A 22477-nucleotide genomic window follows, 5' to 3' on the forward strand; every position below is an offset into this window, starting at 1 on the left:
TTCACACTCAGGCCAGGCCGTTGCTCCTTCGGAGCAACGGCCTTTGCACTGCGAGTTAACAGGAGAATCGAAATGTCTTCACTGCTTGCCAAATGTCAGACGCCAAACGCCGAGGGGCGTATCCAGCACGTGACGCCGGAAAATGCCGGTTGGCGCTATGTCGGCTTTGACGTTTACCGCCTGGCTGCCGGGCAGTCGCTGCAGCTGGAATGCGGCGACAAGGAACTGTGTCTGGTGCTGGTGGCCGGTATCGCCTCCGTCGCCACGCGGCGCGCCGAATACCCGCATATCGGCAAACGCATGAGTCCGTTCGAACGTACGCCGCCTTACGCGGTGTATGTGCCGCACCACGATCGCATCGACGTGCGGGCAGAAACCGATGTGGAGCTGGCGGTGTGCAGCGCGCCCGGCGGCGGCCACCTGCCTTCACGGCTGATCACGCCGGCGGATATCGGCGTGGAGCGGCGCGGCAAGGGGCGCAACCAGCGGCTGGTGCACAACATTCTGCCGGACAGCGAGCCGGCCGACAGTCTGCTGGTGGTGGAGGTTTACACCGACGAGGGCAACACCAGCTCCTATCCGAGCCACAAGCACGATCAAGAAGACTCGCCGGACGAAACCTATCTGGAAGAGACGTACTATCACCGCATTCAGCCGGAGCAAGGGTTCTGCATGCAGCGCGTCTATACCGACGACCGCACGCTCGACGAGTGCATGCCGGTCTACAATCGCGACGTGGTGAAAGTGCCGCGCGGTTATCACCCGGTGGCGACCCTGGCGGGTTACGACAACTATTACCTCAACGTGATGGCCGGGCCGGTGCGGCAGTGGAAGTTCACCTGGGAAAAAGACCACGCCTGGATTAACGGCGACGGCTACCCCGCCGCGCAATAGGCGCTTGAGGCCCGGCTTGCCGGGCTTTTTTGTCAGCTTTACTCGTCCCGGGCGTTATTCAGCGCCAGCGAGACCGCCAGCGTCTGCGCCAGGCACATCGAAGCCACCTGCGAGCGGAACCCGTCCACCTGCGCTTCGCGCACCACGAAACAGACGTCGCTGAAGGCGGCCAGCGGGCTGACCTGGCTGTCGGTGATGGCGATCTGCTGCGCGCCGCGCTTGGCGCCCAATTCCACCAGTTCCACCGCCTCGCGGGCGTACGGCGAATAGCTGATGGCGATCACTACGTCCTTCGGTTTCACCATGCTCAGCTGTTCGGTGAACATTCCGCCCAGGCCGTCGATCAGAAACGCGCGGCGCTCCAGATGGCGCAGCGCATAGGTGAGGTAGGAAGCGACGCTGAACGAGCGGCGCAGGCCGATCACGTAGATGTTTTCGGCGTTGTTGAGCAGCTCGACGGCGCGATCCAGCTGCTCGGGGGCGATTTGCATCGCCAGTTGCTGCAGCGCCTGCGCGTTGACCATGGTGAATACGTTGAGAATCTCCGCCGGTTTCTCCGGCGCGACGTTGTCGTCGGTGGAGGTTTGGCGGAACAGACGCGCGCGCTCGGTATAGTTCACCGTCTCTTCCATCAGATGCTGACGGAACACCTGCTTCATTTCGTTGAAGCCGCTGAAGCCGAAGGCGTTGGCGAAACGGATCAGCGTGGAGGGCGGCACGCTGGCCTGTGCGGCGATGGAGGCAACGGTATCGAAAGCGATGCTGTTACTGTTATCCAAAATGTAGCGCGCCACCTGCTTCAAACGCTTGCTCAGCGTTTCATAACGGTGGCGGATCTCGTCCTGTAACAGCGAAAGTTGAGTTGGGTTGTTCATCCATTCGGCTCGCAGTGGGGTGAAGGCGCATTGGCCTGACGCCTGAAATATTGACAGGGTATTTTAACAGACGGAGCGGAAATTTCATTTCCTCAAAAAGCGATTTATTCGATCGCACATTGCGCGACTTCACAGAAAATGGGCAAAAAAATCCCCTTAAAGCGGCGAAATGGCCTTAAGGGGACGTGAACCTGCTGTTGCTGTCAGTGCGCGCCGCCCGCCTGCGGACGGTACTGGCGCCAGAAACCGATCAGCGTCAGGTATTTTTGTTTCACCTGCTCGATCAGGGCCGCGTCGTCGATTTCCCCCTGTAGCCAGCGGCGCGAAGGTTGGCCGAAAATGGTGCGGCCGACGGCGAAACCTTTCACCCAGCGCGCATCTGCGGCGGCGGCAAAGCCCGCCTTCAGCACCGCCTCCGGGGAGTCGAGCCCCAGGATCAGCACGCCGCGGCAGTCGGGATCGCAGGCGTCGATCAGCGCGCCGACCCGCTGCCAGTTTTCCGCGCTCAGCGGCGGCAGTTTCCACCAGTCCGGCTGAATGCCCAACTGGTAGAAGTGTTCAATCATCTCCAGGTAATAGCGCTCGTCCTTGTCGGCGTTGCTGTCCGGCAGGATCACTTCCAGCAGCAGTTCGTGACCGGATTTGCAGCAGCCGCGGTAGACGTCGGCGATCAGCGCATCCTGTTCGCGGCGCAGTTCCGCCGCGTCGTGCGGGTGATAAAACACCAGGCACTTCACCACGTGCTCCTGCGGCCAGTCGATCAATTGCGAACCGATATTGCCGTGCTCCAGGCGCAGCGGGCGCGAGCTGGGCAGCTCCACCGGCCGGCCGATCCACCATCCCTGGCCGGTGATCTCGTTCAGCGCCGCCTGCCCGTAGGTGGTGTCGGCCAGAATGCCGCTGTTGCCGTTGAGGCCGGCCTGCGCGGCGGCCTGTCGCGCCGCAGTGAGCAGCAGGGTCTTCAGACGCGGGATGCGTTCCTCGCCGACGCCGGCTTCGCGCGCCATGTCCGCCAGCTGCTTGCGGTGATCGAAGGCGAACACGCACAGTTCCGGCCACTGTTGCTTGCGGGTGGTGACCCGGTGCAGGTGGTTCAGGCGCGCGTCGCGGTCCGGGCGCGTGACCTGTTGTTCACGCTGCAGGTAGTCGTCCAGCTCCCGTTTGGTCGGCATGGCCGGCGCGCAGCCGTGGCGCGAGACCACCAATGCGCCGCAGGCGTTGGCGTAGCGGCAGGACTGATCCCAACCCTCATCGTTCAGATAGCCGCGCAGCAGACCGGACATAAAGGCGTCGCCGGCCCCCAGCACGTTCAGCACCTCCACCCGCACGCCGGCGTGCAGCTTCACCTGCGCCCAGTCGTCGGCGATGTCATCTTCGAACACCGAGCAGCCCTGCGCGCCGCGCTTGCACACCAGCGTGGCCGCGGTCGTCCGGCGCACGTTTTTCAGCGCCGTCAGCGTATCGGTGCTGCCGCCGGCGATATGAAATTCCTCTTCGGTGCCGACGATCAGATCGAATTGGTGCAGCACTTCCTGCAGCTCGCGGGTCACCTGTGCCGATTCCACAAAGCGGGTTTCGCCGTCGCCCAGCGACGTCAGCCCCCACAGCACCGGGCGATAATCGATGTCGAGCGCGGTGCGCAAACCGTGGCGGCGCGCGTATTCCAGCGCCTTCAACACGGCGGCGCGGGTGTTCGGGTGCGACAGGTGCGTGCCGGTGATGGCCAGCGCGCGCGCGCTGGCGATGTAGGTTTCGTCGATGTCGTCCGGCGTCAGCGCCATGTCCGCGCAGTTTTCGCGGTAGAAGATCAGCGGGAAGGTTTCCTGATCCTTGATGCCGAGGATCACCAGGCCAGTTAACCGGTGTTTGTCGGTGATCAGACAGCGGGTATCGGCCCCGACGCGCTGCAGCTCTTCACGCAGAAAGCGGCCCATGTGTTCATCGCCGACGCGGGCCAGCATGCCGGATTTCAACCCCTGAATGGCGGTGCCGTAGGCCACGTTGCCGGAAGAGCCGCCGAGGTATTTGGCGAATGTGCCGGCGTCTTCCAGACGCGCGCCGATCTGCTGAGCATAGAAATCGACGGCGATGCGCCCGAGACAAATGACATCAAGCTGTTTTTCTTGTGTAGCCATACCCGTTTCCTTCTGTTTAAGCAAAACTCCGGCGGCGGCCCGAGCGTGGCGCCTTGCAGGAAGCATGGGAACAGTATGGGGAATGAAAATTTCAATTTCAATATGAAATGAAATTTACACCCCAAAAATGTGATGCGTTTAAAACATCGACGGAGGAGCGGAAAAAGCGGATTAAGTCGCCATGAGAGGGTGGCGGAGGGCGTGCGGCAAAGAGGCGCCGGGGCAGGATGAAAGACGGTCGCCCTGAGTGCTGATGGGGTTCCCCGGCCGGTGCGCGGCGCTAAGCCGGTAAAGGCCAAACCACGAGATGAAACGGGCTTTTCATCTAATATGCGATCTTTATCGCAAAATGAAATGTTTCTTCTGTAATGTGATTTTATGAAAAATATATTTGTTTATAATCGCTTCACGTTTCAGGTTGTCGACTTCGTGAGCAGCGGGCATCGCCTGCTCAAGATAATAGCTGCCGCCGCGTAACACAAACACGGGATTGTCGGCTCGGAGCGAGCCCTTTCCGGGGCGGCCCTCAATCTAAAGGGTGAGTAAATGGGCAAGATCAGGCTAACCATGGCGCAGGCGCTCGTCAGATTTCTCGATAACCAGTATCTGCTGGCCGACGGGGTGGAAACCAAATTCGTCGCGGGCATTTTCGCGATTTTCGGCCACGGCAACGTACTGGGGTTGGGGCAAGCGCTGGAACAGGATAGTGGCGATCTGCGGGTGCACCAGGGCCGTAACGAACAGGGGATGGCCCACGCGGCGATCGGCTTCGCCAAGCAGAAATTGCGCCGGCAGATTTACGCCTGCACCTCCTCGGTCGGCCCCGGTGCCGCCAATATGATCACCGCCGCGGCTACCGCCACCGCCAACCGCATCCCTTTATTGCTGCTGCCGGGCGACGTTTACGCTTCCCGCCAGCCGGACCCGGTGCTGCAGCAAATCGAACAGTCTTACGATCTCAGCATCAGCACCAACGACGCGTTCCGCGCGGTGAGCAAGTACTGGGACCGCATCGTGCGGCCGGAGCAGCTGATGAGCGCCTGCATCAACGCGATGCGCGTGCTGACCGATCCGGCGGAAACCGGCGCGGTGACGCTGTGTCTGCCGCAGGACGTGCAGGGGGAAGCCTACGACTACCCCGACTATTTCTTCCAAAAACGCGTGCACCGGCTCGATCGCCGCCCGGCGACCGATGGCATGTTGGCGGACGCCTTGGCGCTGCTGACGGCCAAACGCAAACCGCTGCTGGTGTGCGGCGGCGGCGTGAAGTACTCGCAGGCCGGGCGGGCGCTGCGCGAATTCGCCGAGCGCTTCGGCATTCCGTTCGCCGAAACCCAGGCCGGCAAAGGCGCGGTGCCGAGCGATCATGAATTCAACCTCGGCGGCATCGGCGAAACCGGCTGCCTGGCGGCCAACACGCTGGCTCGACAGGCCGATCTGGTGATTGGCGTCGGCACCCGTTACACCGATTTCACCACCTCGTCCAAATGGCTGTTTCAACATCCGGACGTCAGCTTCCTCAATATCAACGTCAGCGCCTTTGATGCCGGCAAGCTCGACGGCGTGCAGGTGCTGGCGGACGCCCGCGAGGGCCTGAGCGAACTGAGCGCGCTGCTGGCGCAGGCTGATTATCGCGCCGGCTGGGGCGACGCCATCGCCGCTGCGCGCGGCGCCCAGCGTGAAGAGACCGAGCGGGTTTACGCGGTGGAATACAGCGGCGCAGGCTTTGTGCCGGAAATAGACGATCACCTCGATCGCGAACGGGTGTTCGCCGAATTTATCGCGCAGACCGACTCGGCGATGACGCAAAGCCGGGTGCTGGGGGTGCTGAACCGCGAGCTGCCGCCGGACAGCGTGATTGTGGCCGCCGCCGGCAGCCTGCCGGGCGACCTGCAGCGGGTGTGGCACAACCATGGCGAGCACGGTTACCACGTGGAATACGGCTACTCCTGCATGGGGTACGAGGTGAACGCCGCATTGGGGGTCAAGCTGGCCGAGCCGCAGCGCGAGGTGTACGCGATGGTGGGCGACGGCGCCTTCATGATGCTCCATTCCGAGCTGGTCACTTCGATTCAGGAAGGCTGCAAGATCAACGTGGTGCTGTTTGACAACATGACCAACGGCTGCATCAACAACCTGCAGATGGAACACGGCATGGACAGTTACACCACCGAATTCCGCTTCCGTAATCCAGAGGGCGGCAAGCTCGACGGCAAACTGGTGCCGGTCGATTTCGCCATGCTGGCGGCGGCTTACGGGTGCAAAACCTATCGCGTCACCACCGAGCAGCAGCTGCTCGACGCGCTGGCCGACGCCCGCAGGCAAACCGTGTCCACGCTGCTCGACATCAAAGTGCTGCCGAAGACCATGGTGCACAAGTACCTCAGCTGGTGGCGCGTGGGCGGCGCTCAGGTGGCCGACAGCGAGAAAATCGTCGCAGTGGCGCGCAATCTGCAGGAAAACATCGATAAGGCGCGCGATTACTGATTCGTTTTCGAACACAACACACTTTCCAGAGGGTAGCGAAAATGACTTTGAACATTGGGGTTATCGGCACCGGCGCCATCGGCCGCGATCATATCCGTCGCTGCAGTAAAGTTTTGCAGGGCGCCCGCGTCGTGGCGGTGAACGACATCAATCGCGACAACGCCGCCAAGGCGGTGAACGATCTGCAGCTGGATGCGCGGGTGTATGACAGCGGCCACGATCTGATCAAGGCCGCCGACGTGCAGGCGGTGCTGGTCACCTCCTGGGGGCCGAGCCACGAAGAATTCGTGCTGGCGGCCATCGCCGCCGGCAAACCGGTGTTCTGCGAGAAACCGCTGGCGGTGACCGCGCAGGGCTGCAAAAACATCGTCGATGCCGAAGCGAAGCACGGCAAGCGGCTGGTGCAGGTCGGCTTTATGCGCCCCTATGACCAAGGCTATCGCGCGCTGAAACAGGTGCTGACCAGCGGCCAGATCGGCGAACCGCTGATGTTGCACTGCGCGCACCGCAACCCGACGGTCGGCGAGGCTTACACCACCGATATGGCGATCACCGACACCCTGATCCACGAAATCGACGTGCTGCGCTGGCTGCTCGACGACGACTATGTGTCGGTGCAGGTGGTATTCCCGCGCAAGAGCCCGAAGGCGTTCCCGCATCTGAAAGATCCGCAGATTGTGCTGTTCGAAACCGCCAAAGGCACCCGCATCGACGTCGAGATTTTCGTCAACTGCCAGTACGGCTACGACATTCAGTGTGAAGTGGTGGGGGAAACCGGCATCGCCAAACTGCCGGAGCCGTCCTCGGTGCAGCTGCGCAGCGGCGCCCGCCTGTCGACCGAAATCCTGACCGACTGGAAGGATCGCTTTATCGACGCCTATGACGTCGAGCTGCAGGGGTTCATCAACGACGTGGCCGCGGGCCAACTGACCGGGCCTTCCGCCTGGGACGGCTACGCCGCCGCCGTGACCGCCGACGCCTGCGTGGCGGCCCAGCTCAGCGGCGAGATCGTACCGGTGACCCTGCCGGCGCGCCCGGCGTTTTACAACAAGCCATCGGCTTGAACCCCGTACCCACGATTGCAGAGGAGTGACCATGAAGATCGCTTTTGATGTCGACGTTATCCGGGATTTGGGCGTGACCAAAATGGTTCAGCAGGTGGCGGACTGGGGCTATAAGTACATCGAGCAGTCGCCGCACCCGCAGATCAACCCGTTTTACAAGCATCCGAAGGCCAGCCGCGAAATCATGGCGGAGTATAAAAACGCCCTGAAAGCGACCGGCGTGGAAATATCCTCATTTATCGTGGTGTATCGCTGGTCCGGGCCGGGGGAAGATCGCCGCCAGGCGGCGGTCAAAAACTGGCGACGGATGATCGAAATCGCGGTGGAGATGGGCGTGCAGGTGATCAACACCGAGTTGGCCGGTAACCCCAACGAGCCGGAGCTCTGCGAGGAGCTGTGGTATCGCTCGATGGAGGAGCTGCTGCCGATCGTCGAGCGTGAGGGCATCCGTATGGAGATCCAGTCGCATCCGTGGGACTTCTGTGAGCTGAGCAACGAAACCGCCGATCTGGTGAAATCGCTGCGCAGCGACCACGTCAAATACCTCTACAGCGTGCCGCACACCTTCTACTACGACAAGGGTCAGGGCGACGTGGCCGGCATGCTGAAGTACGCCGGGGACGATCTTTCCCACGTGCTGATCGCCGACACCATGAACCACACCAAGCACTGCCGCTATATCGTCAACCCGCCGGGCGTTGACGCCGCGGTGCACCAGCATGTCGGCATCGGCGAAGGTGAGGTGAATTTCGACGCCCTGTTCCAGACGCTGCGCGACATGGAATTCGCCAACCGCAACTTCAAGGTCGGCGGCGAATCGATCATCTGCACCTCGCTGTTCGGCTATCCGGAAAAGATGCCGAGCCAGGCGGTGGCGACCAGAGAGCGCATCGAAAGAGAGCTGTTGGGCAACTAATCTTATTCGGCTCGCCGGCGGCGTTTGCACCGGCGGCCCTCCAAGGACCGAGGCAGACCATGAATAAAGACAACGTGAAATTGGCCATTGCGCCGATCGGCTGGACCAACGACGACATGCCCGATCTGGGCAAGGAAAACACCTTTCAGCAGTGCGTCAGCGAAATGGCGCTGGCCGGCTTCACCGGCAGCGAAGTGGGCAGCAAATATCCGCGCGATCCGGCGGTGCTGAAGCCGATGCTGGATATTCGCGGCATCCAGATCTGCAACGCCTGGTTCAGCACCTTTTTCGCCGATGGTCAGAAAGACAAAACCATCGATGAATTTATCAACCACATGAATTTCCTGCATGCCATGGGCGCCAGGGTGATCGGCTGTTCCGAACAGAGCAAGAGCATTCAGGGCACCACCAAAGGGGTGTTCGAAGAGAAGCCGTACTTCAGCGATGAAGAGTGGCGGCGGGTGGCCGACGGTTACAACGAGCTGGCGAAGATCGCCGCCGGCAAAGGCATGCAGGTGTGTCTGCACCACCACATGGGCACCGGCATTCAGACCACCGCCGAAATCGATCGCTACATGAGCATGGTCAACGACGACGTCTACCTGCTGTTCGATACCGGCCACGCCTACTATTCGGAAGGCAGCCAGCAGGCGATGATGGCGATCCTGGAGAAGTATCTGCCGCGCATCAACCACATCCATCTGAAGGACGTGCGCGATGAGGTGGTGGCGGAAGTGAAGGCCAACAAGCTGAGCTTCCTCGACGGCGTGAAGAAGGGCACCTTCACCGTGCCGGGTGATGGCGTGATCGACTTCAGGCCGGTGTTCAAGCTGCTGGACGAGCGCGGTTACAAAGGGTGGATGGTGGTGGAGGCCGAGCAGGATCCGGCGCTGGCCAACCCGTTCGAGTATGCGGTAAAAGCGCGCCGTTATATTCGGGAAACCGCCGGCATTTAAGCGGCGAGGGTTAATTATGATTAAGGGGCGCCAGCGCCCCTTTTTGATGGCGGCGCGTTAGCCGCCGAGCGTTCGCCAGGTGGCAACCTGGCTGCCCGGCCACGGCGTGGCGGCGTATACGCCACGGGCGATCGCCCGAGCGAGGGTGTCCGCCGCCAGCGCGCCGATCTGCAGCACCGCCAGTTCGCGGCTGCCCTGTACTTCGCGCTGCCCGGTGGACAGGGCGAACACCACGTCGCCGTCAAACGGGCTGTGCAGCGGGCGAATAGCGCGCGCCATGCCGTCTTGCGCCATGATGGCCACCCGTTTCAACTCCACGCGCGTCAGCGCCAGATCGGTGGCGATGCAGGCCAGGGTGGTGTTCTTTCTGCCGCCCTGCGGCTCTTGCACCATCCAGTCTTCGCCCTGAGCGCGCAGTTGCGCCAGCGCCGCCGCGCCGCCGTTGCCGAATTCACCGTCAATTTCATAGGGCGTCGCCCAGAAGGCGCGGGTGCCGGGCGCTACCACCGCACCCAGGCTGTTGACCGCCACCAGCGCGCCGACGGTAGCGCCGTTGGCGGCGACGATAGACGCCGAACCGAGGCCGCCTTTCAGCTTGCCCATGCCGGTCATGGCGCCGTAGCCGGCGCCGACGGTGCCCAGCGGAAAGTCCAATCCAGCCTTGCCGACCGCGTCGATGCCCAACTGGCGATACGGCGGCGTGAGCTGCCAGTTTTTGTCACCGCCGTTGGCCAGATCGTACAGGCAGGCGGTGGGCACGATCGGGGAGACCGGCACGCCGGGCGCTGGGCGCAGCGCGTAGCCTCGGCCCTGTTGCCCCAGCCAGGCCGCGACGCCGTCCGCCGCCGCCAGGCCGTAAACTGAACCGCCGCTGAACGTCAGCGCATCGATGGTTTGCACCAGATTGTCTTCGCCCAAGGCGTCGGTTTCCCGGGTAGCGGGGCCGCCGCCGCGCACGTCCACGGCGGCCATCGCTGGGCTGTCCGGCAGGATCACCGTCGCGCCGGTGCGCACCCGGCTGTCCTGCGCCACGCCGACCTTCAGGCCCGGCACATCGGTAATCAGGTTGCGGGCGCCAGGGCGCCCGGTGGCGGAAGTTGGCATAGCGGCACCTAATGGGGTGAGGGGAGAGAACATGCCGGCGGCGGCGGTCAGGCCGGCCAGCGCTTGTAAAAAAGTTCGGCGGTTGATGTTAAGGGGCCGGTGCAGCGGCCCCTGCGGGGGGATGAGATCACGCATCTGCGCGTGGCTGCCCGGAGCGCAGACGCGCCATATGGTAGGCATCGACCAGCACGCCGTCGCGCATGGCATAGGCGCGGCTGGTGCCCTCTATCTCAAAGCCGAATTTGCGGTACAGCGCGATGGCCGCCGGGTTATCGGTGAACACCGTCAGTTCGATGCGCTCGATGGCCGCCCAGTTGTCGCACAGGTCGAGCATCGTCTGCATCAGGCGGCTGCCGACGCCTTTACCGTGGTAGCGCGGATCGACGCCGATGCCAAAGGTGGCGACGTGGCGGCGGCGAACGCGCTGATTCAGCATCACAACCAACTGGCCGGCAAGCTGCCCGTCGATGATGGCGGCCAGGTTATGCGTGCCCGGTTCGGGATTGGCGAGGCGCTTCTGCCAGGACTCGACGGACGGTAGCGGGAGCTGCAGCGTATCGCGGTAGACGGGCGTCTGAGAATAAAGATGATGCAGGGCCTGCGCATCCGTTGTTTCCACGTGGCGTATCACGATCTCGCTCATCTCGCTGCTCCTGTCGCTTACCGGTTGAATAACCTCTGAATTTATCCGTTTACTGCCTTGAGTCAATATTATTTAAACGGGTCAAAAAAAACGCTTTACAGGTGCGAATGATAATGATTATTATTGCGATGCGTTCCGGGGAGGGCATCAACCCTTGATACTCTCGCTGCGAAGGCACGACATTGCTCACATTGCTTCCAGTGTTTACTTAGCCAGCTCGGGTGCTGGCTTTTTTTTTGCCATTTTTCAGTCGTTCCCGCTTTCAACAAATCCGCTGCCCATCCGCCGTTTCATTTCATCGAAATTTTTGAACAGAGGCATGAGTTTTTTACGCTTTCTTATTCTGCTGGCAGGACTAGACTGTAAAAAAACATTGAGGAGAGTTGAATATGATTTATGTACGTAAAGCGGAAGACCGCGGCCACGCCAATCATGGCTGGCTGGATAGCTGGCACACCTTCTCATTTGCCGATTACTACGATCCGAACTTTATGGGGTTCTCGGCGCTGCGGGTGATCAACGAAGATGTGATCGACGCAGGGCAGGGCTTCGGTACCCACCCGCATAAAGACATGGAAATCCTGACCTACGTGCTGAGCGGCACGGTGGAACACCAGGACAGCATGGGCAACAAGGAGCAGATCCAGGCCGGCGAATTCCAGATCATGAGTGCGGGCACCGGCGTGCGTCACTCCGAGTACAACGCCAATCAGGATCGTCCGTTGCACCTGTACCAGATTTGGATCATCCCGGATCAGGTCGGGCTGGAGCCGCGCTACGAACAGCGCATGTTCGACGCGCCGCAGGGCTGTCAGCTGGTGCTGTCGCCGGATGCGCGTGACGGCTCGCTGAAGGTGTTCCAGGACATGACGCTGTCGCGTTGGGCGCTGAATAAAGGTGAGCAGGCGGAATACGCGATCGACGCCGGACGCCGCATTTGGATCCAGGTGGTGCGCGGCAAGGTCTCGGTCAATGGCCAGGCCGCCGGCATCAGCGACGCGTTTGCGGTGTGGGATGAATCGGCGCTGACGATTCAGGCCGACGAAGAGAGCGAAATCCTGCTGTTCGATCTGCCGCCGGTGTGATTAAGCGGTAAATATCAAGGGCTCACGGTGTGAGCCCTTGAAGTGAGTGATTCGCCTGCCGACGTTGCCTGACTTAACGCCGGCAAAACATATAAAAACAAGGAAAATCAATTTATTGATTTTCGGCTGCTCGTCACAAAGGGGGAGAAACCACGCTTTTTCCCCCTTTGTCTGCGTATGAAGGGCTCACGGTGTGAGCCCTTTTTGCGTTGGCCGTCGCATAACCGACAATATCGGCGCGCCGTTTTTTTTGCTAAAATGACTGCCCATTCACGGTTAGTCAGTTCATTGATAATGAAGAAAAAACGGCCGGTACTCCAGGATGTGGCGGACAAGGTGGGCGTGACCAAGATGACGGTGAGCCGTTATCTGCGCAATCCCGACCAGGTTTCCGCCGCCCTGCAGCAAAAAATCGCCGTCGCGCTGGATGAGCTGGGCTACATCCCCAACCGCGCGCCGGACATTCTCTCCAACGCCACCAGCCGGGCGATTGGCGTGCTGTTGCCGTCGCTGACCAACCAGGTGTTCGCCGAAGTGCTGCGCGGCATCGAAAGCGTGACCGACGCGCACAACTACCAGACCATGCTGGCGCACTACGGCTATCTGCCGGAGCGTGAAGAAGAGCGTCTGACCTCGCTGCTGTCTTACAATATCGACGGTTTGATCCTGTCCGAGCGCCACCACACGCCGCGCACCCTGAAGATGATCGAGGTGGCGGGCATTCCGGTGGTAGAGCTGATGGACTGCGTCTCGCCGTGCATCGATCTGGCGGTGGGCTTCAACAACTTCGAGGCGGCGCGCCAGATGACGCAGCAAATCATCGCGCACGGCCACCGTCACGTGGTCTACTTCGGCGCCCGTCAGGATGAACGTACCATCATCAAACAACAGGGGTATGAGCAGGCGATGCGTGAATCCGGCCTGGAGCCGTACAGCATCATGACCGCGCGGTCTTCCTCCTATTCCGCCGGCGGCGAGCTGCTGCGCCAGGCGCAGCGCGATTATCCGCAGATCGACAGTATCTTCTGCACCAACGATGACCTGGCGATCGGCGCGGCCTTCGAGTGCCAGCGACAGGGGCTGTCGATCCCGCAGGACATGGCGATCGCCGGTTTCCACGGCCATGACATCGGTCAGGTGATGGTGCCGAAGCTGGCCAGCGTGCTGACCCCGCGCGAACGCATGGGGCAGATCGGCGCCGAGCGCCTGCTGGCCCGGCTGCGCGGCGAAACGGTGTGCCCGCGCATGGTGGACGTCGGTTTCACCGTGATCCCAGGCGGCAGCATCTGAGCCATTTTAACGTTCTGTTTTAACACCCTTTCTTTTTGCAGCGCGTCCTGAGGCGCGCTGGTTATCCCGCCTGTAAGCCCGCCGCTCGTTGCCGACATAAGTTTGATCTCTGTCCCAGAACGCGAATTTTAGCCGCTTACCCGGTTCCGAGGCTTATGTTGTTACCGGTATCATGATACCGGTAACAACGAGTGGGCGGTCATCTTGCTGCAAGACTGAACCTCTGAATCAACAACACCTACAGCTCTTCTTAAACACCGGGAAAGAGCCTAAAAATAAAACAACCGCACGCTTTACGCCTATCGTAAAGAGAGTCGCGATAAAAGGTTGGAGAAAAACTATGCCATTAGTGATTGTTGCAGGCGGCGTAGCGCTGCTGCTGCTGCTGATGATCCGCTTCAAGCTGAACGGCTTTATCTCTCTGGTTCTGGTTGCTCTGGCGGTCGGGATTGCACAGGGGATGCCGGTCGATAAGGTCATCGGCTCCATCAAGGCCGGCGTGGGCGGCACGCTGGGCAGCCTGGCGCTGATCATGGGCTTCGGCGCCATGCTCGGCAAGCTGCTGGCGGACTGCGGCGGCGCACAGCGCATCGCCACCACGCTGATCGACAAGTTCGGCAGAAAACACATTCAATGGGCGGTGGTGCTGACCGGTTTCACCGTCGGCTTCGCGCTGTTCTACGAAGTGGGCTTCGTGCTGTTGCTGCCGCTGGTGTTCACCATCGCCGCCTCCGCGCGCATTCCGCTGCTGTACGTCGGCGTGCCGATGGCCGCCGCGCTGTCGGTGACTCACGGCTTCCTGCCGCCGCACCCGGGCCCGACCGCCATCGCCACCATCTTCCATGCCGACATGGGTAAAACCCTGTTGTACGGCACGCTGCTGGCGATCCCGACGGTGATCCTGGCCGGCCCGGTCTATGCCCGCTTCCTGAAAGGCATCGACAAGCCGGTGCCGGAAGGCCTGTACAACCCGAAAACCTTTACCGACGCGGAGATGCCGAGCTTTGGCGTCAGCGTCGCCACGTCGCTGGTGCCGGTGATCCTGATGGCGCTGCGCGCGGTCGCTGAAATGGTGCTGCCGAAGGGCCACAGCCTGCTGCGCTTCGCCGAGTTCTTCGGCGACCCGGTGATGGCGACCCTGATCGCCGTGCTGATCGCTATCTTCACCTTCGGCCTGAACCGCGGCCGCACCATGGATGAAGTGATGGGCACCATCACCGATTCGATTAAAATCATCGCCATGATGCTGTTGATCATCGGCGGCGGCGGCGCCTTCAAGCAGGTGCTGGTGGACAGCGGCGTTGAGAAGTACATCGCCGGTCTGATGGAAGGCAGCAACGTTTCGCCGATCCTGATGGCCTGGTCGATCGCCGCCGCGCTGCGTCTGGCGCTGGGTTCCGCCACCGTGGCGGCAATCACCGCCGGCGGCATCGTGGCGCCGCTGATCGCCACTACCGGCGTCAGCCCTGAGCTGATGGTGATTGCGGTCGGTTCCGGCAGCGTTATCTTCTCGCACGTCAACGATCCGGGTTTCTGGCTGTTCAAGGAGTACTTCAACCTGAGCATCATGGAAACCATCAAATCCTGGTCGGTGCTGGAAACCATCATCTCGGTGTGCGGCCTGGTGGGCTGCCTGCTGCTGGCGACGGTTGTATAATCGTTATCCGGCGCCCTGCGGGGCGTCGGCGTTCCAAAGTATCTTTATCAGTCGGGACGCATTTGGCGCGTTTGCGCCAGTTCCCATAAGGGCATGACACAATGAGCAATCCGCAGAATCACGTATTTATCCTGATGGGCGTGTCCGGCAGCGGCAAATCCGCCGTAGCCAGCGCCGTCGCCCGCGAGGCCGATGCCGCCATGCTGGACGGCGATTATCTGCATCCGCGCGCCAACATCAACAAGATGGCTGCCGGGCATGCGCTGGACGACAACGATCGTGCCCCGTGGCTGGCGGCCTTGAACGACGCCATCTTCGCCATGCAACGCACCAATCCCGTGTCGCTGCTGGTCTGCTCGGCGCTGAAGAAAAGCTATCGCGACCGCCTGCGCGAAGGGAATAGCAACCTGCATTTCCTCTACCTGAAAGGCGACAAGGCGGTGATCGAGGAGCGCCTGAAGCAGCGCAAAGGTCACTTCTTCAAACCGCAGATGCTGGTTTCGCAGTTCGCCACGTTGGAAGAGCCGGGCGAGCAGGAGCCGGATGTGCAAGCGATCGACATCAACCAGCCGCTGGACGGCGTGGTCGCCGATACGCTCGCCTATATTCGCCGCGTTACCGCCCGCTGAGCGCGGGCCGTTGTCGGCGCCGCCAGGCGCCTACAGCTTCATGTAAGCCCGCACGCCGTCCAGGAACATCTGGGTCGACAGCATCACCAGAATCAGCCCCATCAACCGCTCCAGCGCGCTGACGCCTTTGCTGCCCAGCAGGCGCAGGAACAGGTTCGACATCAGCAAAATGGCCGCAGAGAGGCCCCAGGCGATCAACAGCGCCGCCACCAGATGGGGCAGTTGATGCGGATACTGGTGCGACAGCAGCATCAATGCAGCCAGAATCGACGGCCCGGCCACCAGCGGGATCGCCAGCGGCACCAGGAACGGCTCCTCGCCGGCGGACAGCCCGGAGCTGTTTCCTTCCTGCGAGGGGAAAATCATCTTGATGGCGATCAGAAACAGGATGATGCCGCCGGAAATGGAGACGGTTTCGGTGCGCAGGTTGAGGAACGCCAGAATTTTCTCGCCGGCGAACAGGAAGATCAGCATCAGCAGCAGGGCGATCAGCAGCTCGCGAATCAACACCACGCGGCGGCGGCGCGGTTCCAGGTGCTTGAGCACCGACATGAAAATCGGCAGGTTGCCCAGCGGATCCATAATTAAAAACAGCAATACCGTAGCGGAAATCATCTCTGTCATGGTGACCTCGTGATCGGGAAAACGCCTCGGCCTTTTCGGCCGCGTCCTTGCCTATACCCTATGGATTTCAAATTGCAGCTAGGCGCCCAGCGATCGCATCCCCAGGAGCTTACTCAAGTAAGTGACTGGGGTATGACAAATCTGCCGGGAGCAGATTTGAACGCTGCTCGCAGCGGCCCCTTGGGGCGTGGCCCACGGATGGGCCACGTAACTACGTGCAGGTAACAACGCTGCAGTTTGAAAGACGACGGCTATATAAGAAGGATTGCTGAGAAATCCCCAGCCATCGAATAAATTCACTTTGCGCCCGCGCCGACATTTTGTAAGGTGAGGAGATATTGCACACAACTCGTTATCACCTAATAAGCCCTTATCCGGGCGGGACACAGATATTATGAAAAACGTTGGTTTCATCGGTTGGCGCGGAATGGTCGGCTCGGTTCTCATGCAACGCATGACGGAAGAGCGCGATTTCGACGCCATTCGCCCGGTCTTTTTCTCCACCTCGCAGCACGGTTCTGCCGCGCCGGCCTTCGGCGGCCAGCAGGGCACGCTGCAGGATGCCTATGACATCGACGCCCTGAGCGCGCTCGATATCATTATTACCTGTCAGGGCGGCGATTATACCAACGAAGTTTATCCTAAGCTGCGCGCCAGCGGTTGGCAGGGTTACTGGATCGACGCGGCCTCGTCGCTGCGCATGCAGGATGACGCCATCATCATTCTGGATCCGGTCAACCACGCGGTGATCCAGCAGGGCCTGGACAAAGGCATCAAAACCTTCGTCGGCGGCAACTGCACCGTCAGCCTGATGCTGATGTCCCTCGGCGGCCTGTTCGCCAACGATCTGGTGGAGTGGGCGTCGGTCGCCACCTACCAGGCGGCCTCCGGCGGCGGCGCGCGCCATATGCGCGAACTGCTGACCCAAATGGGCATGCTGCACGCCGACGTGGCGAAAGAGCTGCAGGATCCGGCCTCCGCCATTCTGGATATCGAGCGCAAGGTGACCGAGGCCACCCGCAGCGGCAAACTGCCGACCGACAACTTCGGCGTGCCGCTGGCCGGCAGCCTGATCCCGTGGATCGACAAGCAGCTCGACAACGGCCAGAGCCGCGAAGAGTGGAAAGGCCAGGCGGAGACCAACAAGATCCTCAACACCGGCAGCGTGATCCCGGTCGATGGCCTGTGCGTGCGCGTGGGCGCGCTGCGCTGCCACAGCCAGGCGTTCACCCTGAAGCTGAAAAAAGACGTGTCGCTGCCGGAAATCGAGCAGATGCTGGCGACGCACAACGACTGGGTGCGCGTGATCCCGAACGACCGCGAGCTGACCATGCGCGAACTGACGCCTGCGGCGGTGACCGGCACGCTGAATACGCCGGTCGGCCGTCTGCGCAAGCTGAATATGGGGCCGGAGTACCTGTCGGCGTTCACCGTGGGTGACCAACTGCTGTGGGGCGCGGCCGAGCCGCTGCGCCGCATGCTGCGCATCCTGCTGTAAACCCATACTTCCTGGGGGCTGAGCGCTTTCAGCCCCCTAACGCCTTATTTTCCGCTTTTTTGTTCGCTGCGCGCCGCGTCGGGCAGCGTTATCGCAAGTCTCGTTTCATTGGGCTGTACCCCGCATCTCTTCTCGTCGGCCGCCGCATGCAGATGCCGTCAGGCTGGCAGTTTTCTTAATGAAGAATTTTCCTCACCAATGCCGAGCAGTTTTTAACAGACATTGGCTATGCTTAACGCAGGGGTGAACACTTTTTCACCATGACTGAAATATTTCAAAAAATAAGCATAAAGAGCGAAATTCAGGTCGGCAGAGTAAAGATTGGTCAATAACCGACCGCAATCACGCTTTAGAGTCCGAATGCATTGCATGATGACCAAAACGGCCAAGGAATAACCAACAAGCCGTGCTTAGATCATGCTGTTAATCTAAGGAAGAAGACTATGCCTGTACTTCCCGATCGTGACGTGATTGATCAGATCATCTCCGGCCATTACGCCGATCCCTTTGCTCTGCTTGGCATGCATGCGACCGATAACGGTCTGCAAGTGCGCGCGCTGCTGCCGGACGCCGGCGCAGTCTGGCTGGTGGAACAGCAAACCGGCCGGCGACTGGTGCAGCTGAACTGCGACGATCCGCGCGGTTTCTTCAGCGCCGTGGTGCCGCGGCGAAAAAATCCTTTCCGCTATCAGCTGCAGGTCAGCTGGCGCGATCATCAACAGATCGTCGACGATCCCTACCGGTTCGGCCCGCTGCTGCAGGATATCGACAGCTGGTTATTGGCCGAAGGCACGCACCTGCGCCCCTATGAACGGCTGGGCGCTCACCTCGTCACGCTGGATGGCGTCGACGGCGTCAGCTTTGCGGTCTGGGCGCCCAACGCGCAGCGCGTCTCGGTGGTGGGGGAATTCAACTTCTGGGACGGCCGCCGCCACCCGATGCGTCTGCGGCGTGAGAACGGCATCTGGGAGCTGTTCTTGCCCGGCGTGCGGGCCGGGCAGCTGTACAAATATGAAATCGTCGATTGCTATGGCAATACCCAACTGAAAGCCGATCCTTACGCCTTTGAGGCGCAGATGCGCCCGGATACCGCCTCGCTGGTGGCGCCGCTGCCGGAGGTGGTGCCGCCGACGCCGGCGCGCCGCCGCGCCAACGATTTTGACCAGCCGATCGCCATTTACGAGGTGCATCTCGGCTCATGGCGCCGCCACACCGATAACCACTTTTGGCTCAGCTACGGTGAACTGGCGGTGCAGCTGATCGACTATGTGAAGGACATGGGATTCACCCATATCGAGCTGCTGCCGGTCAACGAGCACCCGTTCGACGGCAGCTGGGGCTACCAGCCGCTGGGGCTGTATGCGCCGACCCGGCGCTTCGGCACGCCGGCCGACTTCAGGGCGTTTGTGGCGGCGGCGCATGAGGCGGGCATCAACGTGATCCTCGACTGGGTGCCGGGGCACTTCCCCAGCGACGCCTACGGCCTGGCGAATTTCGATGGCACTGCGCTGTACGAATACGCCGATCCGCGCGAGGGCTACCATCAGGACTGGAATACGCTGATTTACAACTACGGTCGCCACGAGGTGCGCAACTACCTGGCGGGCAACGCGCTGTATTGGCTGGAGCGCTTCGGCATCGACGCGCTGCGGGTGGATGCGGTGGCGTCGATGATCTATCGCGACTACAGCCGCGCCGACGGCGAGTGGGTGCCGAATTACTACGGCGGCAACGAGAATCTGGAGGCCATCGCCTTCCTGCGTTATACCAACCAGACTATCGGCCAGGCGCAGCCGGGCGCGGTGACGCTGGCGGAGGAATCCACCGACTATCCCGGCGTCACCCTGCCGCCGGACGCCAACGGCCTTGGGTTCCACTACAAATGGAACCTCGGCTGGATGCACGACACGCTCAATTACATGAAGTGCGATCCGGTGCACCGCAAGTATCACCACAACCAGATGACCTTCGGCATGCTGTACGCCTATACCGAGAACTTCGTGTTGCCTATCTCGCACGATGAAGTGGTGCACGGCAAAAAATCGGTCCTCGACCGTATGCCGGGCGACGCCTGGCAGAAATTCGCCAACCTGCGCGCCTACTACGGCTTTATGTGGGCGCATCCGGGTAAAAAGCTGCTGTTTATGGGCTGCGAGTTTGCGCAGGGGCGCGAGTGGAATTTCGATACCAGCCTCGATTGGCATTTATTGGAAGGGTTGGATAACTGGCACAACGGCGTGCAGCGGCTGGTGCGCGATCTGAACCACTGCTACCGGCAGCAGGCGCCGCTGTACGAGCGTGACTACCGGCCGGACGGCTTCGAGTGGCTGGTGGTCGACGATCACGACAACTCGGTGTTCGCGTTCGCGCGCTACGATTCGCAGGGCAATGAGCTGATCGCCATCAGCAACTTTACCCCGGTGCCGCGCTACCGCTACCGCATCGGCCTCTCTCGCGCGGGTGACTACCGCGAGATCCTCAATACCGATTCGCACCACTATCACGGCAGCAACGCCGGCAATCAGGGGCGGGTCTCTTCCGAAGCGGTCGGCAGCCACGGCCGCGACTTCTCCATCTGCGTAACGCTGCCGCCGCTGGCGACCATTTATCTGCTGCGGGAGGCGCCATGACGGAGCTGACGGCCGGCCTCGCCGCGCCGCTGGGCGCGCATTACGACGGCGAAGGCATCAACTTTACCCTGTACTCGGCGCACGCCGAGCGGGTGGAGCTGTGCCTGTTCGACGGCCAGCAGCGCGAAGTGCGCCTGCCGTTGCCGGCGCGCAGCGGCGATATCTGGCATGGCTACTTACCGGGCGGCAGGCCGGGGCAACGTTACGGTTACCGGGTCTACGGCCCGTTTGACCCGGCGAACGGACAGCGTTTTAACCCCAACAAACTGGCGCTCGATCCGGCCGCGCGCGCGGTGGAAGGGCCGGTGGCGGATCACCCGCACCTGCACGGCGGTTACGAGCAGCCGGACCCGCACGACAGCGCGGAGCTGATGCCGAAGTGCGTGGTGGTGGACGAACAGTATGACTGGCAGGACGATCGCCCGCCTGCCACGACCTGGGGACAGACGGTGATTTACGAAGCGCACGTGCGCGGCCTGACGCTGCTGCACCCGCAGATCCCGCCGGCGCTGCGCGGCAGCTTCGCCGCATTGGGGCACCCGGCGATGATCGCCCACTTCAAACGCCTCGGCATCACCGCGCTGGAACTGCTGCCGGTGCAGCAACATACCTCCGAACCGCGCCTGCAGCGGCTGGGGCTGATCAACTATTGGGGCTATAACGTGCTGGCGCCCTATGCGCCGGACAACCGCTACGCCAGCCTGAGCACCGATGCCACGCCGCTGAACGAATTCCGCGATGCGGTCAAGGCGCTGCACAAAGCCGGCATCGAGGTGATCCTCGACGTGGTGTTTAACCACAGCGCCGAGCTGGATATGGACGGGCCGATGCTGTCGCTGAGCGGCATCGATAACCTGAGCTACTACTGGCTGACGCCCGAAGGGGACTATGTCAACGACACCGGCTGCGGCAACACGCTGCGGTTGGATCAGCCGCAGGGCGTGGCCTGGGTGATGGATTGCCTGCGTTTTTGGGTGCGGGAGTGCCACGTCGACGGCTTCCGTTTCGATCTGGGCAGCGTGCTCGGCCGCACGCCGGGGTTCGATCGCGATGCGCCGCTGTTCCAGGCGATGCTGGCGGACGATGTGCTGTCGCGCTGCAAGCTGATCGCCGAACCCTGGGACATTGGCCCCGGCGGCTATCAGGTGGGGGCGTTTCCCGGCCGCTTCGCCGAATGGAACGATCATTACCGCGATGACATGCGTCGTTTCTGGCTGCAGAGCGGCGTATCGCTCGGCCAGTTCGCCCGGCGTTTTGCCGCTTCCAGCGATCTGTATAACCAGCGCGGGCGAGCGCCTTACGCCACCGTCAATATGCTGACCGCCCATGACGGTTTTACCCTGCAGGACGTGGTCAGCTTCAATGAGAAACACAATCAGCCCAACGGCGAGGGCAACCGCGACGGCAGCGATCGCAATTTCAGCAACAACCACGGCGTCGAAGGCCTGGTCGCCGACGACGCCATTGTGCAACGCCGCAGGGCCAGCCAGCGGGCGATGCTCGCCACGCTGTTGCTGTCCCAGGGAACGCCGATGCTGCTGGCCGGCGATGAACAGGGACACAGCCAGCAGGGGAACAACAATGCCTATTGTCAGGACAACGCCACCACCTGGCTCGATTGGGCCACGGCGGACGACGCGCTGACCGATTACGTCGCGGCGCTGATCGCGCTGCGCCGCCAGATCCCCGCGCTGCAGCAGGACCGCTGGTGGCAGCAGGACGACGGCAGCGTGCAGTGGCTGAACGCGCAAGGGCAGGCGCTCGACGCGCAGCAGTGGGAGCAGGGCGAGCCGCTCATGCAGATCCTGCTGTCGCAGCGCTGGCTGCTGCTGATCAACGCCACGCCGCAAACGACGGAGATGAGGTTGCCGGAAGGCGATTGGCAGGTTGTCGCCCCGTTCACTCAGGAAGACTCACGGGCGGTATTGCCCGCCTGGCACCAGGCCGCGCGCTCGCTTTGCGTACTGGTACGGAAATAATAAAAGGAGTC

17 protein-coding genes are annotated in these 22477 nt (G+C 61.7%); 12 read left to right on the forward strand and 5 right to left on the reverse strand.

Going from position 1 to position 22477, the window contains the following annotated elements:
* Positions 1-72 precede the first annotated feature (72 nt).
* The gene (gene iolB / locus H7A77_RS11375) at positions 73-894 is read left to right on the forward strand and encodes a 5-deoxy-glucuronate isomerase (protein ID WP_060660156.1); all 822 of its coding nucleotides are present in this window, start codon (positions 73-75) and stop codon (positions 892-894) included.
* A 38-nt stretch (positions 895-932) separates the two neighbouring features.
* On the opposite strand, the gene H7A77_RS11380 is transcribed toward iolB, so the two are convergent.
* Together H7A77_RS11380 and iolC are read right to left on the reverse strand one after the other, a co-directional pair.
* Positions 933-1769 (reverse strand): MurR/RpiR family transcriptional regulator, encoded by an 837-nt coding sequence (locus tag H7A77_RS11380; protein ID WP_004930856.1) that lies wholly within the window; start codon positions 1767-1769, stop codon positions 933-935.
* A 203-nt stretch (positions 1770-1972) separates the two neighbouring features.
* Positions 1973-3904, reverse strand: coding sequence for a 5-dehydro-2-deoxygluconokinase (gene iolC, locus H7A77_RS11385; protein ID WP_047573408.1), 1932 nt, complete (start codon positions 3902-3904; stop codon positions 1973-1975).
* Positions 3905-4450: 546 nt separating this feature from the next.
* Here iolC and iolD point away from each other — a divergent pair.
* The 4 genes from iolD to iolE are packed head-to-tail and all read left to right on the forward strand — an operon-like array spanning position 4451 to position 9327.
* A complete protein-coding gene (gene iolD, locus H7A77_RS11390) occupies positions 4451-6391 on the forward strand; it encodes a 3D-(3,5/4)-trihydroxycyclohexane-1,2-dione acylhydrolase (decyclizing) (protein ID WP_182074203.1) in 1941 nt (646 codons plus the stop codon).
* Positions 6392-6432: 41 nt separating this feature from the next.
* A complete protein-coding gene (locus H7A77_RS11395) occupies positions 6433-7455 on the forward strand; it encodes a Gfo/Idh/MocA family protein (RefSeq protein ID WP_042785519.1) in 1023 nt (340 codons plus the stop codon).
* A gap of 31 nt (positions 7456-7486) precedes the next feature.
* Positions 7487-8371, forward strand: coding sequence for a sugar phosphate isomerase/epimerase family protein (locus H7A77_RS11400; RefSeq protein ID WP_182074204.1), 885 nt, complete (start codon positions 7487-7489; stop codon positions 8369-8371).
* A 59-nt stretch (positions 8372-8430) separates the two neighbouring features.
* Complete coding sequence (gene iolE / locus H7A77_RS11405) at positions 8431-9327, forward strand: myo-inosose-2 dehydratase (RefSeq protein WP_182074205.1); 897 nt, start codon at positions 8431-8433, stop codon at positions 9325-9327.
* Positions 9328-9384: 57 nt separating this feature from the next.
* Here the strand turns inward: iolE and H7A77_RS11410 are convergent, their stop codons facing one another.
* A complete protein-coding gene (locus H7A77_RS11410) occupies positions 9385-10566 on the reverse strand; it encodes a P1 family peptidase (protein ID WP_182074206.1) in 1182 nt (393 codons plus the stop codon).
* A complete protein-coding gene (locus tag H7A77_RS11415) occupies positions 10559-11074 on the reverse strand; it encodes a GNAT family N-acetyltransferase (RefSeq protein WP_182074207.1) in 516 nt (171 codons plus the stop codon). The genes H7A77_RS11410 and H7A77_RS11415 overlap by 8 nt, the downstream gene beginning before the upstream one ends.
* 389 nt (positions 11075-11463) lie before the next feature.
* Between H7A77_RS11415 and H7A77_RS11420 the strand changes: the two genes are divergently transcribed.
* The 4 genes from H7A77_RS11420 to gntK all read left to right on the forward strand — a co-directional run bounded on the left by H7A77_RS11420 (position 11464) and on the right by gntK (position 15735).
* A complete protein-coding gene (locus tag H7A77_RS11420) occupies positions 11464-12159 on the forward strand; it encodes a pirin family protein (protein WP_182074208.1) in 696 nt (231 codons plus the stop codon).
* 294 nt (positions 12160-12453) lie between these two features.
* The gene (gene gntR / locus H7A77_RS11425; RefSeq protein WP_004930833.1) at positions 12454-13449 is read left to right on the forward strand and encodes a gluconate operon transcriptional repressor GntR; all 996 of its coding nucleotides are present in this window, start codon (positions 12454-12456) and stop codon (positions 13447-13449) included.
* Positions 13450-13789: 340 nt separating this feature from the next.
* A complete protein-coding gene (gntT, locus tag H7A77_RS11430; RefSeq protein ID WP_004930830.1) occupies positions 13790-15106 on the forward strand; it encodes a gluconate transporter in 1317 nt (438 codons plus the stop codon).
* Between the two features lie 101 nt (positions 15107-15207).
* Positions 15208-15735, forward strand: a complete 528-nt coding sequence (gntK, locus tag H7A77_RS11435) for a gluconokinase (protein ID WP_046687937.1) — start codon at positions 15208-15210, stop codon at positions 15733-15735.
* A gap of 30 nt (positions 15736-15765) precedes the next feature.
* On the opposite strand, the gene H7A77_RS11440 is transcribed toward gntK, so the two are convergent.
* On the reverse strand, positions 15766-16359 hold the full coding sequence (locus H7A77_RS11440) for a YhgN family NAAT transporter (protein ID WP_025159894.1): 594 nt from the start codon (positions 16357-16359) through the stop codon (positions 15766-15768).
* Positions 16360-16753: 394 nt separating this feature from the next.
* Here H7A77_RS11440 and asd point away from each other — a divergent pair, with 394 nt between their 5' ends.
* The 3 genes from asd (at position 16754) to glgX (ending at position 22466) form a co-directional block, all read left to right on the forward strand.
* Complete coding sequence (asd, locus tag H7A77_RS11445) at positions 16754-17857, forward strand: aspartate-semialdehyde dehydrogenase (protein WP_016930397.1); 1104 nt, start codon at positions 16754-16756, stop codon at positions 17855-17857.
* Positions 17858-18300: 443 nt separating this feature from the next.
* Positions 18301-20487: a 1,4-alpha-glucan branching enzyme gene (gene glgB / locus H7A77_RS11450; RefSeq protein ID WP_042785516.1), complete on the forward strand. Its 2187-nt coding sequence runs from the start codon at positions 18301-18303 to the stop codon at positions 20485-20487.
* Positions 20484-22466, forward strand: coding sequence for a glycogen debranching protein GlgX (glgX, locus tag H7A77_RS11455; RefSeq protein WP_182074209.1), 1983 nt, complete (start codon positions 20484-20486; stop codon positions 22464-22466). Before glgB ends, glgX begins: the two co-directional genes overlap by 4 nt.
* Positions 22467-22477 lie beyond the last annotated feature (11 nt).

Source organism: Serratia sp. ME47, assembly GCF_903970925.1.
Lineage (GTDB): Bacteria > Pseudomonadota > Gammaproteobacteria > Enterobacterales > Enterobacteriaceae > Serratia > Serratia ureilytica.

What these genes read in the sequence shown, in the direction of transcription:
- iolE (WP_182074205.1), top strand. Translation starts at nt 8,431, where the DNA reads ATGAATAAAGACAACGTGAAATTGGCCATTGCGCCGATCGGCTGGACC.
- H7A77_RS11420 (WP_182074208.1), top strand. Translation starts at nt 11,464, where the DNA reads ATGATTTATGTACGTAAAGCGGAAGACCGCGGCCACGCCAATCATGGC.
- gntR (WP_004930833.1), top strand. Translation starts at nt 12,454, where the DNA reads ATGAAGAAAAAACGGCCGGTACTCCAGGATGTGGCGGACAAGGTGGGC.
- H7A77_RS11400 (WP_182074204.1), top strand. Translation starts at nt 7,487, where the DNA reads ATGAAGATCGCTTTTGATGTCGACGTTATCCGGGATTTGGGCGTGACC.
- H7A77_RS11415 (WP_182074207.1), bottom strand. Translation starts at nt 11,074, where the DNA reads ATGAGCGAGATCGTGATACGCCACGTGGAAACAACGGATGCGCAGGCC.
- iolB (WP_060660156.1), top strand. Translation starts at nt 73, where the DNA reads ATGTCTTCACTGCTTGCCAAATGTCAGACGCCAAACGCCGAGGGGCGT.
- iolC (WP_047573408.1), bottom strand. Translation starts at nt 3,904, where the DNA reads ATGGCTACACAAGAAAAACAGCTTGATGTCATTTGTCTCGGGCGCATC.
- H7A77_RS11440 (WP_025159894.1), bottom strand. Translation starts at nt 16,359, where the DNA reads ATGACAGAGATGATTTCCGCTACGGTATTGCTGTTTTTAATTATGGAT.
- gntK (WP_046687937.1), top strand. Translation starts at nt 15,208, where the DNA reads ATGAGCAATCCGCAGAATCACGTATTTATCCTGATGGGCGTGTCCGGC.
- H7A77_RS11395 (WP_042785519.1), top strand. Translation starts at nt 6,433, where the DNA reads ATGACTTTGAACATTGGGGTTATCGGCACCGGCGCCATCGGCCGCGAT.
- glgB (WP_042785516.1), top strand. Translation starts at nt 18,301, where the DNA reads ATGCCTGTACTTCCCGATCGTGACGTGATTGATCAGATCATCTCCGGC.
- glgX (WP_182074209.1), top strand. Translation starts at nt 20,484, where the DNA reads ATGACGGAGCTGACGGCCGGCCTCGCCGCGCCGCTGGGCGCGCATTAC.
- gntT (WP_004930830.1), top strand. Translation starts at nt 13,790, where the DNA reads ATGCCATTAGTGATTGTTGCAGGCGGCGTAGCGCTGCTGCTGCTGCTG.
- iolD (WP_182074203.1), top strand. Translation starts at nt 4,451, where the DNA reads ATGGGCAAGATCAGGCTAACCATGGCGCAGGCGCTCGTCAGATTTCTC.
- H7A77_RS11380 (WP_004930856.1), bottom strand. Translation starts at nt 1,769, where the DNA reads ATGAACAACCCAACTCAACTTTCGCTGTTACAGGACGAGATCCGCCAC.
- H7A77_RS11410 (WP_182074206.1), bottom strand. Translation starts at nt 10,566, where the DNA reads ATGCGTGATCTCATCCCCCCGCAGGGGCCGCTGCACCGGCCCCTTAAC.
- asd (WP_016930397.1), top strand. Translation starts at nt 16,754, where the DNA reads ATGAAAAACGTTGGTTTCATCGGTTGGCGCGGAATGGTCGGCTCGGTT.